At 75.2% G+C, this 14,965-nt stretch carries 17 protein-coding genes; 10 read left to right on the top strand and 7 right to left on the bottom strand.

Annotated features, from left to right (window positions below):
- Position 1: 1 nt before the first annotated feature.
- Positions 2–2,029: a hypothetical protein gene (locus V6D49_RS20050; protein WP_340561659.1), complete on the bottom strand. Its 2,028-nt coding sequence runs from the start codon at positions 2,027–2,029 to the stop codon at positions 2–4.
- Positions 2,030–2,154: 125 nt separating this feature from the next.
- The gene (locus tag V6D49_RS20045) at positions 2,155–2,604 is read right to left on the bottom strand and encodes a VOC family protein (RefSeq protein ID WP_340561658.1); all 450 of its coding nucleotides are present in this window, start codon (positions 2,602–2,604) and stop codon (positions 2,155–2,157) included.
- A 178-nt stretch (positions 2,605–2,782) separates the two neighbouring features.
- On the opposite strand from V6D49_RS20045, the gene V6D49_RS20040 reads away from it, so the two are divergent.
- Complete coding sequence (locus V6D49_RS20040) at positions 2,783–3,964, top strand: S8 family peptidase (protein WP_340561657.1); 1,182 nt, start codon at positions 2,783–2,785, stop codon at positions 3,962–3,964.
- Here V6D49_RS20040 and V6D49_RS20035 read toward each other — a convergent pair.
- Together V6D49_RS20035 and cutA are read right to left on the bottom strand one after the other, a co-directional pair.
- Positions 3,948–4,367: a gamma-glutamylcyclotransferase family protein gene (locus V6D49_RS20035; protein WP_340561656.1), complete on the bottom strand. Its 420-nt coding sequence runs from the start codon at positions 4,365–4,367 to the stop codon at positions 3,948–3,950. The genes V6D49_RS20040 and V6D49_RS20035 overlap by 17 nt on opposite strands.
- Positions 4,364–4,684, bottom strand: a complete 321-nt coding sequence (gene cutA, locus V6D49_RS20030) for a divalent-cation tolerance protein CutA (protein ID WP_340561655.1) — start codon at positions 4,682–4,684, stop codon at positions 4,364–4,366. Before cutA ends, V6D49_RS20035 begins: the two co-directional genes overlap by 4 nt.
- A 123-nt stretch (positions 4,685–4,807) precedes the next feature.
- On the opposite strand from cutA, the gene V6D49_RS20025 reads away from it, so the two are divergent.
- Positions 4,808–5,203, top strand: a complete 396-nt coding sequence (locus V6D49_RS20025) for a VOC family protein (RefSeq protein WP_340561654.1) — start codon at positions 4,808–4,810, stop codon at positions 5,201–5,203.
- Positions 5,204–5,260: 57 nt separating this feature from the next.
- On the opposite strand, the gene V6D49_RS20020 is transcribed toward V6D49_RS20025, so the two are convergent.
- On the bottom strand, positions 5,261–5,743 hold the full coding sequence (locus V6D49_RS20020; RefSeq protein ID WP_340561653.1) for a MarR family winged helix-turn-helix transcriptional regulator: 483 nt from the start codon (positions 5,741–5,743) through the stop codon (positions 5,261–5,263).
- 51 nt (positions 5,744–5,794) lie between these two features.
- On the opposite strand from V6D49_RS20020, the gene V6D49_RS20015 reads away from it, so the two are divergent.
- Positions 5,795–6,256, top strand: a complete 462-nt coding sequence (locus V6D49_RS20015) for a nuclear transport factor 2 family protein (protein WP_340561652.1) — start codon at positions 5,795–5,797, stop codon at positions 6,254–6,256.
- A gap of 13 nt (positions 6,257–6,269) precedes the next feature.
- On the opposite strand, the gene V6D49_RS20010 is transcribed toward V6D49_RS20015, so the two are convergent.
- Both V6D49_RS20010 and V6D49_RS20005 read right to left on the bottom strand, forming a co-directional pair.
- Positions 6,270–7,001, bottom strand: coding sequence for a helix-turn-helix transcriptional regulator (locus tag V6D49_RS20010; RefSeq protein ID WP_340561650.1), 732 nt, complete (start codon positions 6,999–7,001; stop codon positions 6,270–6,272).
- Positions 7,002–7,006: 5 nt separating this feature from the next.
- A complete protein-coding gene (locus V6D49_RS20005; RefSeq protein ID WP_340561649.1) occupies positions 7,007–7,963 on the bottom strand; it encodes an AraC family transcriptional regulator in 957 nt (318 codons plus the stop codon).
- A gap of 104 nt (positions 7,964–8,067) precedes the next feature.
- Between V6D49_RS20005 and V6D49_RS20000 the strand changes: the two genes are divergently transcribed.
- From V6D49_RS20000 to V6D49_RS19970, 7 genes are all read left to right on the top strand, one after another.
- Complete coding sequence (locus V6D49_RS20000; RefSeq protein WP_340561647.1) at positions 8,068–8,955, top strand: NmrA family NAD(P)-binding protein; 888 nt, start codon at positions 8,068–8,070, stop codon at positions 8,953–8,955.
- A 228-nt stretch (positions 8,956–9,183) separates the two neighbouring features.
- Positions 9,184–10,872 carry an ATP-binding protein gene (locus V6D49_RS19995; RefSeq protein WP_340561645.1) on the top strand — a complete coding sequence of 563 codons (1,689 nt, stop codon included), beginning with the start codon at positions 9,184–9,186 and terminating at the stop codon, positions 10,870–10,872.
- A complete protein-coding gene (locus tag V6D49_RS19990) occupies positions 10,869–11,315 on the top strand; it encodes a roadblock/LC7 domain-containing protein (protein WP_191207899.1) in 447 nt (148 codons plus the stop codon). Before V6D49_RS19995 ends, V6D49_RS19990 begins: the two co-directional genes overlap by 4 nt.
- A complete protein-coding gene (locus V6D49_RS19985; RefSeq protein ID WP_340561643.1) occupies positions 11,312–11,680 on the top strand; it encodes a DUF742 domain-containing protein in 369 nt (122 codons plus the stop codon). The genes V6D49_RS19990 and V6D49_RS19985 overlap by 4 nt, the downstream gene beginning before the upstream one ends.
- Positions 11,658–12,308, top strand: coding sequence for a GTP-binding protein (locus V6D49_RS19980; RefSeq protein WP_340561641.1), 651 nt, complete (start codon positions 11,658–11,660; stop codon positions 12,306–12,308). Before V6D49_RS19985 ends, V6D49_RS19980 begins: the two co-directional genes overlap by 23 nt.
- Positions 12,305–13,699, top strand: a complete 1,395-nt coding sequence (locus V6D49_RS19975; RefSeq protein WP_340561639.1) for a cytochrome P450 — start codon at positions 12,305–12,307, stop codon at positions 13,697–13,699. Before V6D49_RS19980 ends, V6D49_RS19975 begins: the two co-directional genes overlap by 4 nt.
- The gene (locus V6D49_RS19970) at positions 13,696–14,937 is read left to right on the top strand and encodes a cytochrome P450 family protein (protein WP_340561637.1); all 1,242 of its coding nucleotides are present in this window, start codon (positions 13,696–13,698) and stop codon (positions 14,935–14,937) included. The genes V6D49_RS19975 and V6D49_RS19970 overlap by 4 nt, the downstream gene beginning before the upstream one ends.
- Positions 14,938–14,965: the final 28 nt, after the last annotated feature.

Below are 14,965 nucleotides of genomic sequence, written 5' to 3'. Positions count from 1 at the left end.
GTCACATCCACCAACGGGCCTGTCGCTCGTAGTCGTCGGCCGCTTCGTGCAGGGCCACCAGTCCGTCCGGGGAGTGCAGCGCGAGCGCGGTGAGCGCGTGGGACGACTGGGCGTACAGGAAGCCGCGCTCCACTCCCCCCGCCGGATCGCCGACGACGCGCAGGGCCGCGAGGAGCCGGGTGACGTGGCCGGTGACGTCCCCGGCCACGGGCTCCGGGAGGTCCTGCACGAGGCTGCTGAAGTGCTCGTAAGGGTCCAGGAGTTGACGTTCCAGACTGCCGCAGGGCGCCGTGGCGACGGTCCGCAGGAGGTCCAGCCAGGCGGTGCCGTTCGTCTCGGGGAGCAGCCGGGCCAGCTCACCGGCCACCGCCGGCAGCTCGTCCCGGGCCAGCCGGTGGTAGAGCGTGCCGGGTTCGTCGTCGCGTTCGCGGCAGAACGCGCCGAGGCGGCGGTGCACGGCCTGCCAGGAGACGGGGTCGTCGGCGGGGCGGGCGGCGAGACGGCGCAGCAGCAGCCTGCGCAGGACGGCCGTCGCCGACGCGCCCGTCGTCTCGTCCCGGCCGCCCCCGGACGGCGTCTGGGCGGAGGTCGGCGCGGCGCCGTCCCACAGCCGGGCCTGGCGCACGGCCGCCGCCCAGGCCGGGTCCACGAGGTCGTCCTGGTGGCTCAGCCACAGACCGTCCGCCTCACGGCGGGCGGCGGCACCGGCCGCGAAGGCGGTGGCCATGCCGTCCCACTGCGGGCCGTCCGGCGCCGTGCCCTCGGCGGCCAGGAGGCGGCGCAGCAGGTGGTCCTCGGTGGTCCCGGCGTCCGGCTCCCCGTCGAGCCCCGCGTCGGGGGCGGGCCGGAGCAGGAGGCCGACGACGCCGCCGGGTTCGGCGGGGTGCCGGGCGGCCTGCGCGGCGAGCAGCCCGGCGACCTCCGGGTGGCCGCCGGTGTAGGTGTGCACGAGCCGTGCCAGGCGGCGGTCGGCGCGGCCGGTGGGGCCCTCCATGAGGCTCTGGACGTCGGGGCGGGTCAGGTCGGGCAGCCGGTGGCGCAGCCACACCGGGGGGTCGGCGGGCGGCGCGGAGCCGGGGGTGAGCCGTTCGAGCGCCGTCTCCAGGGGCGCGCAGCCGGCGTCGGCCATCTCGGGAAGCTCGCCCCGCGCCGTGGCGACGACGGTGAGCGGCTCGGCCCCGTCCGAGACACGCAGCGGTGCCCGCGCGTCGAGCAGGTGGCGCAGGAAGGCCCGGCCGGCCGGGGTGTCGGCGTTGTCGAGCAGGACGACGGGCGTCGGCAGGCCCCGGACGCGGCGGGGGGCGTCGCGCAGGTCGGCGAGGAACGCCTCGCAGAGCAGCCCGTCGAGCCGGGCCCGGGCGGCGAGGTGGTGTCGCTCCCCCGGTTCCTCGCTGCGGAGTTCGTGCGCGGCCCGGTTGAGGGCGACGAGGGTGTCGATGGCGCGGTCCGGCAGCTGCCGGTCGCGGTGGCCGTACCAGTGCTGCGCGCGGTCGGGGAAGGTGAATCCGGCCAGGGCGCTGAGCCCGTGCAGCGGGAGTTGTAAGGAGGTGGAGAGCACCCCGGCGGTGAGGCCGAGGTCCAGCGGGCTGTTCGCCACGTCCTGGAGGAAGCGCTGCGGCCAGCTCTTGTTGCGCCGCTGCTTCAGCAGCTGCTCGACGTCCTGGCGGGCCTGCTCGAAGTCGAGGTGGGAGAGGTCCTGCCGGATGACGAGCAGGCCGATGAGGAGCCGTGGGAAGCGGAGCCTGCCGTAGCGCGGCCGGTGGCCGGCCAGCCCGGCGGCCAGGGCCGAGAGGGTCGCGGGCAGGTCCTCGCAGAGCGGGTCGCCGAAGTCGACGCGCCCGTGCGGGATGTGAGGGCCGATCTTCTCGGCGAGGACGTCGAGGAGGACGGTCTTGCCGCTGCCGTGCGGGCCCTCGAACACGACGACGGGCCGCCGTTCGGCCGGGTGGGCCGGGTAGTCGGGCTGCATGAGCGTGTGGACGGCCCGTACGGCCGTGTTGCGTTCGAAGACCGGTCTGTCGTCCGCCACGGTGTCCCTCCCCCGACCGAGCGTGGCAGGAACATTTCCACATGCGATGACCCTGCGCCAACCCCGTGACGCCGAACGGTGACGATTCGTGACCGAAACGTCAACTCCCGCCCGGCCGGGGCGGGTCAGAGGGGACGGGGCACCGGGTCCGCTCCGAAGACCCAGGGGGCCAGGACGATCCGCCACCCGTCGGGATCGGCGAACAGGAGGCAGCCGCGCTGCGACCAGTACGGGTTCGCGGCCGCCACGGGGTGGTGCCCCCGGGCGACGAGGCGGTCGGCGGCGGTGGCGACGGCGTCCGCGTCGCGCAGGTACAGCACGAGCTGGTTCTCGGGGTGGGGCGGCGGTATCCGGGGCGGATCGCCGTGCTGCGTGATCTCCAGGTGGACGGGCGTCCCGGGCAGGCCGATCAGGACGCCGTCGTAGCCGTCGTGGCCGTCGTCGCCGCGCCACGCCCCCAGGACGGGCAGGCCGAGATCATCTCGGTAGAAACGGACGACGTCCTCGTAGCGGGCCGTGGGGCGGGCGAAGCGCACCGCGCCGACGGGGAGATGGGCGGGCCAGGAGTGCGTCATGGGGCCATCGTGCCCCGGGGACCGTCGGGTGAGAAGGGCTTCCCTCCGGGGCGCCGGGGTGCGGGCGGGTCCGGCGGATGTCGCCAGTGCTATGGCCGGGTGCAGTCTTGGCAGGGCCGCCCGGAGCTGGCAGGGTCACGCCGTTCATGTGCGTCCCCCAGCGCGGAGGAGACCCCTCATGGCACGGAAACGTACGGCGGCGTTGTTGGCGGCGGCCCTGGCGGCCCTGACGCTCGGGGCCGCCCCGGCGCAGGAGCCGGCGGCGGAGGCCGAACAGGCCTATGTGGTGATGCTCGACGGCCCGGGCCCCGGCGCCCGGGCGGTGACGGAGACCGGGGCCGAGGTGACGCGGACCTTCGGCGCGGCGCTGGACGGCTACGCGGTGCGGGCGACCGAGGCGGAGGCCCGCGCACTCGCCGGGCGGCCGGGCGTGCTCGGCGTGGTGCCGGACGCCCCGGTGCACGCCCTGGGCACGGGCGGCGTCGGCGGCACGTCCACCGCGCACGGCCCCCGCACGGTGCAGGAGGACGCGCCCTGGCACCTGGACCGGCTCGACCAGGAACAACTGCCGCTCGACGGGCGGTACGTCTACCCGTCCTCGGCGGGTGAGGGCGTGACGGTGTACGTCCTGGACACCGGTGTGCGCGTCACCCACGAGGAGTTCGGCGGCCGGGCGTCCCACGGCACGGACGTGGTGGACGGCGACGACGTCGCCGACGACGGCAACGGGCACGGCACGCACATGGCCGGACTCGTGGCCGGAGAGACCTACGGCGTGGCGAAGAAGGCCGACGTCGTGGCCGTCCGCGTGCTCAACGACTACGGCAGCGGTACGACGTCCGGCATCATCGCGGGCATCGACTGGGTGGTGCGCAACGCCGACGGCCCGGCCGTGATCAACATGAGCCTGGGCGGCGGGCCCAACGCCGCGCTGGACGCGGCGGTCCGCAGCGCCATCGCCGCCGGGGTGACGTTCTCCGTCGCGGCGGGTGGGTCGAACGGCGACGCGGGCTCGTCCTCCCCGGCGCGGGTCGCCGAGGCGCTGACCGTCAGCGCCACCGACGAGCAGGACCGGCGGGCGCCCTTCGCCAGCTACGGCAGCGTCGTGGACCTGTTCGCGCCGGGCACGCGGATCACCGGGCCGTGGCACACCTCGGACCAGGCGACGGTCACGCTCTCCGGCACCTCGACGTCGGCCGCCCTCGTCAGTGGCGCGGCCGCGCTGGACCTGGGTGAACGGCCCTGGGCGAGCCCCGCGTCGGTGGCCCGCCAGCTGAAGTGGGCGGCCACCGAGGGCATCGTCGTCGATCCCGGGCCGAACACCACCGACCGGCTGCTGAACGTCAGCGCGCTCGGCTGAGCCAGTCGCCGGACGGTATGCGGGTGCCCCGCTCGCGCAGGCGGCGGGCCAGCGGCGGCGCGGCGACGTAGAGCCACACCGTCTCCGTGCCGCCGCCGGCCGGGCGGGCCTCGGCGGTGACGCGTTCGTAGAGGTTCGCGCCACCGCCGGGGGTGTACCCCTCCAGCTCGTCGAGGACGCGCAGGACCTCGGCGTACCGCGCGGCGGCCGGTTCGATCACCACACCGGTGACCGCACCGTCCCCGGCGACGGCGTACGGGTAGCCGGGGCCCTCGTACAGGACGAGCCCCGGCAGCGTCGCCGCGGTCTCGCGCACCACGCGGCCCGCGAGCGTCCGGGCGTGGTGGTGCTCGCCGGGCCGCAGGGTGCCGTAGACGAAGAAGGGGAGGCGGGGCGGCGTCACGGTGTCGTCTCCTCCGCCACCCAGCGCGCGTAGGCCTCGCTCGCCCGCGCGACGGGCGTGGCGATGATCTCGGGGACGTCGTAGTCGTGCGCCTCCCGGAGGAACGCCTCCAGCGCCGCGTAGCGGGCGGCGGTGCTCTTGAACAGCACCTGCCACTCCGGATCGGTGTGCAGCGCGCCCTCCCACCGGTAGACGGAGGAGACGGGCCCGGCGATCTGGGCGCAGGCGGCGAGCCGCCGGTCCACGGCTCCGGCGGCCAGGGCCCGCGCCTTCTCGGCGCTGTCGGTGGTGGTGAGGACGGTCAGCAGTTCGGCCATACCCGCACCGTATCCGCCACTCCTTCGGGCCTGCCGGGAGCACCGGTCCCGTCCCCGGACCGGAGCCGGACGCGTCCGATCCGTTCAAGACCGGTGGGGCGCGCGGCCGTCAGCATCGGGGACATGGCACCTCGATTCGATCTCGTCGGAATGGTGACGGCCGACATGGCCGCCACGCTCGCGTTCTACCGCCGCCTCGGCCTGGACATCCCGGCCGAGGCGGACACCGCGCCGCACGCCGAGGCCGTCGGGCCCGGCGGCGTGCGGCTCGCCTGGGACACGCTGGACGTCATCGCCGCACTGCACCCGGGCTGGGAACTCCCCCAGGGCCCCGGACGGATGTCGCTGGCCTTCCGCTGCGACGATCCGGCCGAGGTGGACCGGGTCCACGCCGAGCTGACGGCGGCCGGGTACCGAGGGCTCAAGGAGCCGTGGGACGCCTTCTGGGGGCAGCGGTACGCCGTCGTCGAGGACCCGGACGGCAACGGCGTCGACCTCTTCGCCGAGCTACCCGGCTAGGCGCACCCAGCCGGGCCGTGCCGCACGCTGGGTGGCGGCGGTCCCCGTCCGGCCGTGTCAGCGTGGTGGCCTGACCGCACGGTGCCGGACGGCTGCGGTGCCGCCCAACTCCTCCAGGACCTCCGCGAGCAGGGCGCGCGCCGCGTCCACGGTCGGAGCTCCGAAACGCCGCCGGAGGCGTTCGTCGAGGGCCGCGCGGGCGCTGAGGGCCGTGGCGACGGCCGCCCGGCCGCGTGCGGTGAGAGCGACGCGGCGAACGCGGGCGTCGCCGGGGTCGGGGAGCCGTTCGATGTAGCCGAGGCGCTCGAGTTCGGCGACCGCCTTGGACGCACCCTGCTGGGTCATGTCGAGCTTCTCGGCGAGCTCTCCGACGGTCGGCCGGCCGTACAGGAGGTGCTGGAAGACGTAGCCGTGAGACATGCGCAGGTCGGCGTGGCCGCGCGCGTCGAGTTCCGCCTGGACCGTGGACGCGGCGGCGAAACCCACGAAGAGGGCGAGCGTGCCGGTGTCGAGGTCGTGCGGGGTCGGTGACTGGGGCATGTGACCCATGGTGCTTTACACAACCAACGTTGCACAACTATGGTTTCACACATGCCCGAGTTGCCCGACCACCCCAACGTCCACACCGCCGTCCGTTACCACGAGGCGGTTTCCCGCTTCGCCGCGGGCGAGGAACTCGCAGCCTTCTTCCACCCGGACGCCGTCCACACCCAGTTGCCCAACGCCCTGTTCCCCGAGGGCGCCACCCGCCGGCTGGCGGAGATCGTCACCGCCGCCGAACGGGGCCGCGAGCTCCTCGCGGAACAGCGCTTCGACGTGCTCAACGCCGTCGTCTCGGACAGCCAGGTGGCCCTTGAGGTCACCTGGTCCGGCGCCCTGGCCGCGCCCGTCGACGGCATCGCGGCGGGGCAGGTCCTGCGCGCCCACGTCGCGTCGTTCCTCACCTTCCGCGATGGTCGGATCACCGCACAGCGCACCTACGACTGCTACGAGCCGGCGCCCGCCGCGACGCCGCCCGACCAGCGCACCGAGGAGGCGGGGGACGCGTCCTGAAGGGCCACACCCCTCAGGTGGGGGGGCGCTCCACCGGGCGCACGAGCCGGCCGACCGGTCGGCCGGTGAGGGCGCGGGCCTCGCGGGTGAGGTGGGCCTGGTCCGCGTAGCCGGTGAGGGCGGCGACCTCGGCGAGCGGGGTTCCGGCCCGCGCCCGCGCCAGGGCCCGTTGCAGCCGCAGGATGCGGGCCAGCATCTTCGGGCCGTACCCGAAGGCGTCCAGCGACCGGCGGTGCAGCTGGCGTTCGCTCAGCCCGGCCGTCCGGGCGACCTCCGCCACCGTCCGCCCACGATCCAGCGCGCGGGCCACCGCGGCGTGGAGCGGGTCCGGTGGGACCGCCGCGCGGGCCGCCACGGCCTCCAGCGCCGCACTCCGGTCCGTGGCCCCGGCGACCTCCCCGGCCAGCCGCCGCACCCGGGCGGCGGGCCACAGCGCGTCGAGCGGGACGCGCAGGTCCCGCAGCTCGCGCGCGGGGACGCCGAGGACGGCCGGTCCCGTGCCGGGGGTGAAGCGCAGTCCCGTCCAGGTGGTGCCCGGCGGCCCGGCCCCTTCCTGCGCCCGCGTGTCGGGACCGGCGACCACGAACCCGGCCCCGCCGTCGCCGTCGCCGTCGCCGTCGCCGTCGCGCCAGATGAGGTCCATGCAGCCGTCGGGCAGGACCAGGGCCGGGGACGGCGCAGGGCCCGTTGTGCGGGTCCACAGGACGGTGCCGCCACCGAGGCCCGAGGGACGTTCGCGGTACATCCGGTTCACCCGGCGGTGACGGGTGAACCGGTGCGGTAGGCGCTCGGGGTGACGCCCCGGTGGCGCTTGAACGCCGTGCTGAGCGCGAAGGCGCTGGCGTAACCGACCCGCCGGGCCACCGCGCCGACGGTGGCGCCCGGTTCGCGCAGCAGGTCGGCGGCGAGGTCCATGCGCCAGCCGGTCAGGTACGCGATCGGCGGTTCCCCGACGAGCTCCGCGAAGCGGCGGGCCAGCGCGGCGCGGGAGACGCCGACGGCGGCGGCCAGCGCGCCGACCGTCCAGGCGCGGGCCGGGTCGGCGTGCAGGAGGCGCAGCGCGGGGCCCACGACGGGGTCGGCCTGGGCCCGGTACCAGGCCGGGGGCTCGCCGCCGGGCCGGTCGAACCAGGCGCGCAGGGTGCTGATGAGCAGCAGGTCCAGCAGGCGGTCGAGGACGGCCTGCTGCCCGGGGGCGTCCTTGACGATCTCCTCGGCGACCATCGGCAGCACCGGGCACGGGCACTCCCGCGCGCGCACCACGAGCACCGGCGGCAGGGCGGCCAGCAACCGGCCGCTGACCTCGCCGCCGAGCTGGTACGTGCCGTTGACGAGCCGGGCCCCGCCCGCCGCGCCGTGCCCCCAGGTACGGACGCCGAGGGCGAGCTCCGTGCACAGCGGTGTCCCGTCGGGCGCGGTGCAGGTGTCGTCGGGGTGGATCACCAGCTGCGGCGTCCGGTCGGCCTCCCACGGTTCGTCGGCGACGACGTGGGGCTCGGGGCCACGGACGACGGCGACGTCCCCCTCGTCCAGCCGCACGGGCGGGCCGGCGGCGGGCGTGATCCACCCGCAGCCGCGCAGCAGGGTGTAGAGCGCGAGCGGCGCGCCGTCCTGAACGCGCAGGGACCAGGGCGGGGAGACGAGCATCTGGTGGAAGAGGCCGCCTCGGGCCCGCGTGCCGTCGAGGAGTTCCGCGAGTACGTCCACCCGCGCAGGGTAGCGCGGCACGGGTACACGGCGTGGACGCACGCGTATGCCGTCGAGCTTTTCAGCCATGGACCGTCTCACCGGTGGCCGGTTGACTCGGGGGCATGAACACACCTGAGAACACCGACAGCGCCGCCGGACACCCCGGCGGCCTCACCCTCGTCGCAGGCGGCACCGGACGCACCGGGCGGCGCGTCGTGGCACGGCTCCGGGCCCGGGGCGTCGCGGTGCGCGTGGGCTCCCGTCGCGGGGAACCGCCCTTCGACTGGCACGACGCGTCGACGTGGGAGGCGGCGTTGGAGGGCGTCACCGAGGTCTACCTGGCCTACGCCCCCGATCTCGGCACCTCGGAGGCGACCCGCGTCGTGGCCGACTTCGCCGGGGCGGCGGCCCGGGCGGGGGTGCGCCACGTGGTGCTGCTGTCGATGCGCGGCCGGGACGCGGAGCGCCCGACGGGCATCGCGGCGCGGGCGGCCGAGCAGGCGGTCCGGGAGTGCGGGACGACGTGGACCGTGCTGCGGGCGGGCTGGTTCTTCCAGAACTTCAGCGAGTTGGACGTCTTCCGCGAGTCCTTGCGTGCGGGGGAGATGACCCTGCCGACGGGTGACGGGCTGGAGGCGTTCGTCGACGCCGAGGACATCGCGGACGTGGCGGTCGCGGCCCTCCGCGATCCGGCCGCGCACGCCGGGCGCTGCTACGAGCTGAGCGGCGCTCGGCTGCTGAGCTTCTGGGACGCGGTGGCGGAGATCGCCACGGCCACGGGCCGGGAGGTCCGCGAAGTGCGGCAGGAAGCCCGGGAGTTCGCGCGGACGCTCCGGGGCGCCGGGCTGCCCGCTCCGGAGGTGGACCTCGTGTGCGAACTGCTGGACCGGGTGCGCGCCGGGGAGATGGCCTACGTGTCGGACGGCGTGCGGGAGGTGCTGGGCCGCGCCCCGCGCGACTTCACGGCGTACGTCAAAGCCTGTGCCGCCGAGGGGGTTTGGCAGAGCTGAGGGACACCTTCCGGGTTAACCGGGAGTTAAGGCGAACGCCCGCATGGCCGTGAACCTGGCCGTCAAATGCGGGCGTTCGTCGTACCGCAGCACGAGACGGATGGCCGGAAGTGGAGAAGGGTGGCTGGTATATGGAAAGTTACTCCTAGGATCTGAGAGATTCTGACCAGTGAAGCAGTGCAGGACGCTCGTCGTGTCCTACGGAGGGGCAGTGGCTTTGAGGACTCCATGCTGAAACGGCCGGTGGAGCGCACGGGGAAGCGGGGAAGACGGGCGAAGCGCCGGGACACCTGGTGGGCCGCCACGGCGGCCGTGGCCCTCGTGCTGGGCGCCGCCGGGGCCGCCGCGCCGGGCTCCGCCCCGTGGGTACGAGTGGCCCTCGGCGTCCTCACGGCGACCGCCGTCGTGGGCGTGGCCACGACGTTCCGGCTGCGCGGCCGGCTCGCGGCGGTCCGTGCGGCCCAGGCCCGCGCCGAGTCCGTGGCCGGGGCGCGCGGCGCGGAGGTCGCCCATCTCGCCGGGGTACGGATGCCCGCGATCGCCGAACGCGTCCGCGCGGGGCAGCGCCTGGACGGCCTGCCCGGGCCCGTCACCGCCCCCGAGGCGACCGGTGAGGACTTCGCCCGCGCCGTCGCCGCGCTGGCCGGCGGCCTCGGCTCGGACGACGCGGTACGCCGCGAACGCGCGCTGCGCGACTCGGTGCAGGCCGCCTTCGAGTCCGTCGCCCGCAACATGCACGCCATGGCCACCGTCCAGCAGCAGGTCCTGGACAACGTCGAACGGATCATCAGCGACGCCCGGCTCATGTCCGAGGTCATGAAGGCCGACCACGCGGCCGCGCAGATGACGCGCAAGGCGCAGACGCTGCTGGTGATGTGCGGCATCTGGCCCGCCCGCCGGGAGACGCGGCCGGTGACGCTCTTCGACTGCGTGCGCGGTGCGCAGTCGCGCATCGTGGAGTTCGGCCGGGTCGACGTGCACGGCGGGCAGACGCTCCACGTCGTCCCGCCCGCCGTCGAGGGCCTCATGCACACGGTGGCCGAACTCCTGGAGAACGCCACCGTGTTCTCCCCCTCCAGCACCCAGGTCGTGGTGACGGTACGGGAGGTGGGCGCCGGCGCGGTCGTGGAGATCGACGACGCGGGGCTCGGCATGCCCCCCGACGTGCTGCACCAGGCGCTCGGGCAGCTCCGCGACGACCTCGACCTCGCCCAGCTCGGCGCCGTCCCCCGGCTGGGGCTGGCGTGCGTCGGACGCTGGGCCCGGGAACTGGGCTTCAACGTGGAGCTGACCGGGGCCTCCGCCTACGGCGGCACCCGCGCCGTCATCTTCGTCCCGCACCGGCTGCTCACCGAGCCCGTGCCGGAGGCGCCGCGCCCCGAGGCCCGCACCCGGCCCGAAGCGCGGGACGGACACGCCTACGCCGGGCAGCCGCTCGGTGCGCCGCACGACCCCGTCCGCGCACCGGCGTCCGTCCGCGAACCGGCGCCGGCCCCCGCCTACGCCCGGACCCGCGCCGAGGAGCGGCCCGGCGCCCACGAGGCCCAAGAGGCCCACGACGCCCAGGCCGCGCCCGCGCTGCCCCGCCGCCGCAACCGGCGCCGGGCACCCGGCGGCGGGCCCCCCGGACTGGAGGACTCGGGCGGCTACGGGTCCGGGGCGACGCCCGCACCGCCCGCGTACCCACAGCCGTACGCACAGCCGTACGCACAGCCCGCACCGCACGACCTGCCGCACGACGCGCCGCACGCCCGGCCGCCCGCACCGGCCTGGTCGCCCGAGGCGGCCCGCGCCTCCGTGGCCAGCGTCGTGTCCGGTTCGCGACGCGGCCGGGCGGAGGCACAGGACCCGCAGGCCCGGCACACCGGCGTGCAGGACTCCGACCAGACCGACCACCACGATGGGGGCACGACGTGAACGGAACCATTGCCCGACTTCCCGACCTGGGCTGGATGTTGCGCCCGCTGACCGACATCCCGGGGGTGCGGCACGCCGTCGTGCTGTCCGAGGACGGCCTGCACCTGGGCCACGCCTCCGCCGAGGGGCTCTCGGGGACGGTCTCCCGGCTCGGCCGGGACGAGGCGGAGTCGCTGGCCGCCGCCTGCGCCGCGATGACCATGACCAGCCGCTCCACGGCGACACTGCTGTTCGGGCCGGGCACGGGCGTGCGGCAGCTGATGCTGGAGTCGGAACACGGCTTCGTGCTGTTCACGGCCGCCGGGGTGGGCGCCCACCTCGGCGTCGCCACCGACCTCGGGGCCGACGTCGGCCTCGTCGCCCAGCAGATGCAACTGCTCGTCGCGAAGATCGGCGCGCACCTCAGCACCCAACCCAGGGATGCGGTGAGCCCGTCACGATGACGGGTCAACGGGAGGAACGGACGACGCCGGCCGTCCGCCCCTACGTCATCACCCGCGGCCGTTCCGGCGCCGCGAGCCCGGAGCTGCCGTGGGAGACGCTCGTCGTGGCGGTGGCCGCGGACCCGCCCGCCGGTCCGGCCGGGTTGCAGCCCGAGCACCGGCGCATCCTGGGGCACTGCCAGGGGCTGCTGTCCGTCGCCGAGGTCGCCGCCCACCTGGGGCAGCCGCCCTCGGTCGTGCAGGTGCTGCTCGGCGATCTCGTCGACTGGGGCCTGATCATCACCCGTCCGCCCGTCCCGGCTGCCGAACGCACCGATGTGACCATGCTCAGAAAGGTCCTCCATGGTCTCGAAAGCCGCCTCTGACCAGCCGGTCGTCCCCCATGACGCCGCACAGCCGGGCCCCGGGAGCGGCCCGGCCCCCGAGCCGCACTACGTGCGGTCGAGCGTCGCCGGGGCGGCGAAGATCCTCGTCGTCGGTCCGCTCGGCGTGGGGAAGACGACGCTCATCGGCGCCGTCTCGGAGATCAAACCGCTGTCGACCGAGGCCGTCATGAGCCAGGCCGGCGCCCGGGTGGACCGGGGCGGGGAGCGGACGAAGACGACCACGACCGTGGCCCTGGACTTCGGCCGCATCACCATCGACGGTGAGCTCGTGCTCTACCTGTTCGGGACGCCGGGGCAGCAGCGCTTCCTGCCCGCGTGGCGGGAGCTGGCGCGCGGCGCGCTCGGCGCCCTCGCCCTGGTGGACACCCGCGACCTGGAGGCGTCCTTCGACGCCCTCGGCCATCTGGAGGATCTGGGCCTGCCGTTCGCCGTCGCCGTCAACGCCTTCCCCGGCAGCCCCGACCACGGCGAACAGCGACTGCGCGAAGCCCTCGACCTGCTGCCCCAGACGCCGCTGGTGGTGTGCGACGCGCGCGAGTACCGCTCCTCCGTCCAGGCCCTCATCGCCCTCGTCAGCCACCTCATCAACGCCGCGGAGCCCACATGACGAGCCCACGTCCCGACCACAGGTCCGCGCCGGGAGCGGGCCGCTGCCCGGCCACGGCGCTGTACGGGCCGCACCTGGACGGCGACGCGATGCCGGGCCTGTACGAGGAGCTGCGGCTGCGGCACGGGCCGGTCGCCCCGGTGACCGTCGCGCCGGGGATCGACGCCTGGCTCGTCCTCGGCCACCACGAACTGCTGCGCCTGACCCGGGAGGAGCAGGACTTCTCGCACGACCCGCGCCGCTGGACGCTGCTGCGCGAGGGCCGGGTCCCGGCGGACTCCCCGATCATGCCGATGGTCGGCTGGCGCCCCGCGCTGCTGTTCGCCGACGGCCAGCAGCACCGCAGGATGCGCGCGGCCGTCTCCGACGCCCTCACCCGCATCAACGGACACGAACTGCGCCGCACCGTGCGGTTCACCGCCGAACGCCTCATCACCTCCTTCGCCGAGCGCGGCGAGGCCGACCTCGTGCCGCACTTCGCGCGGAAGCTGCCCATGGAGGTCATCATGCGGCTGCTGGGCCTGGACGAACGGACCGGGCAGCAGCTCGTGCAGGCCATCGCCGGCACCGTCGTCGCCAACGCCGACTCGGCCAACGCCAGCCGCCGCATGGGCGCCATCCTCGGTCAGCTCATCGAGGACAAGCGCCGCGAACCCGGCAACGACGTGACGTCCGCGCTCCTCGCCCACCCGGCCCGGCTGACGGACGAGGAGGTGCTGCACAACCTCGTCGTCATGTTCGTGGCGGGCAACCAGACGACCGTCAACTGGATCGCCACCACCCTGCGCATCCTGCTCACCGACGCGGCCTTCCGCTCCTCGCTGACCGGCGGGCACCTCACCGTCGACGACGCGCTGGACCTGGTGCTGTGGCGCTTCCCCCCGACGCAGAACTTCCCGGCCCGCTACGCCACCCGGGACCTGCACTTCGGCGGTCAGCACATCCGGGCCGGGGACATGCTCATCCTCGGCCTCGCCGCCGCCAACGCCGACCCGTCCGTCCTGCCCCCCGACGGGCGGCCGGTCACCGGCAACCGCTCCCACCTGGCCTTCGGCGCCGGGCCGCACGCCTGCCCGGCCCAGGACCCGGCCCGCCTCATCGCCCGCACCGCCGTGGACACCATCCGGCACCGGCTGCCGGACATGGAGCTGGCCGTGGAGGAGCACGAGCTGGCGTGGGTCAAGTCGCCGTGGACCAAGGGACTCGCGGCGCTGCCGGTCCGCTTCGCCGACCCGCAGCTCCCCGCGCCGGCGGACCCGGGCGGCGACCCCGGCGTCGTCCCGCACCCCGCCCCGGCGTACCCGCGTCCTCCGTCCCCGTCGGCCTCCGACGGCCGCCCCGCGCAGCACCCCGTGCCCTATCCGGCCCACCCCCAGGGAGAGCGAAGATGACCGAGGCCCACAACCCGCCGCACCGCCTCGACCCGGCGGGCGGCTGCCCGCACGCCGCGAACGCCCGCTTCCTCGCCGAGGGTGCCGTCGCCCGGGTCGTGCTCCCGGACGACGTGGAGGGGGCGATCGTGCTCGGGCACCAGGAGCTCAAGGAGTTCCTGTCGCACCCCGACGTCGCGAAGAACGCCCGCCACTTCACGGCGCTGGAGAACGGCGAGATCCCCGAAGGCTGGCCGCTGCGGACGTTCGCCACCGTGCAGAGCATGACCACGGCCGACGGCGCCGACCACCGTCGGCTGCGCTCCCTGGTGAGCCGGGCGTTCACCTCCCGCCGCGTCGAGGCGCTGCGTCCCCGGGTGGAGGAACTGGCCGCCCGCCTGCTGGACGACCTGGAGCGGGCCGCCGCGCAGAGCGAGGACGGCACGGCCGACCTGCGCCGGAACTTCGCCATGCCGCTGCCCATGGGCGTCATCTGCGAGCTGCTGGGCGTGGACGCGGAGCAGGGCGAGCAGTTGCACGCCCTGTCCAACCGCGTCGTCTCCACCAGCCTCAAGCCCGCCGACGTGGTGGCCGCCAACCAGGAGCTGCTCCAGGTCCTCGCGCAGGTCGCGGCGGCCCGGGCGGCCGACCCGGGCGACGACCTCACCAGCGCCCTGATCGCCGCCCGCGAGGAGGACGGCGACCGGCTGAGCGAGCCGGAGCTGATCGGCACCCTGATGCTCATGGTCATCGCGGGCCACGAGACGACGCTGAACCTCATCACCAACGCCGTCCGGGCACTGTCCGGCCACCCGGAGCAGCTGGACGCCGTGCGGTCCGGGAAGGCCGACTGGGCCGACGTCGTCGAGGAGACGATGCGCTGGGACAGCCCCGTCAGCTACTTCCCCTTCCGCTACCCCACCCGGGACCTGACGCTGGACGGCACGGTCATCCCGGCGGGCACGCCCGTGCTCGCCGGATACTCCGGGGCCGGGCGGGACCCCCGGACGCACGGCGCGGACGCCGACGTGTTCGACGTCACCCGCACTCAGGTCCGCCACCTGTCCTTCGGGCACGGCGCCCACTTCTGCATCGGGGCGCCGCTGGCCCGCATGGAGGCGTCCCTCGCGCTGGAGGCCCTGTTCACGCGGTTCCCGCAGCTCACCGTGGCCGTGGACGAGACGGAGATCCCCCGGCGCGGCAGCTTCGTCGGCAACAGCGTGCCCGTCCTGCCGGTGCGGCTCACAGCCGCACCGTGACGGGGCTGAGGCCCGCGTTGCGCGGGGG

The organism is Streptomyces sp. GSL17-111 (genome assembly GCF_037911585.1).
GTDB lineage: Bacteria > Actinomycetota > Actinomycetes > Streptomycetales > Streptomycetaceae > Streptomyces.
Note: the sequence above shows the minus strand (reverse complement) of the source record. Positions and strands in the feature narration are given on the sequence as shown.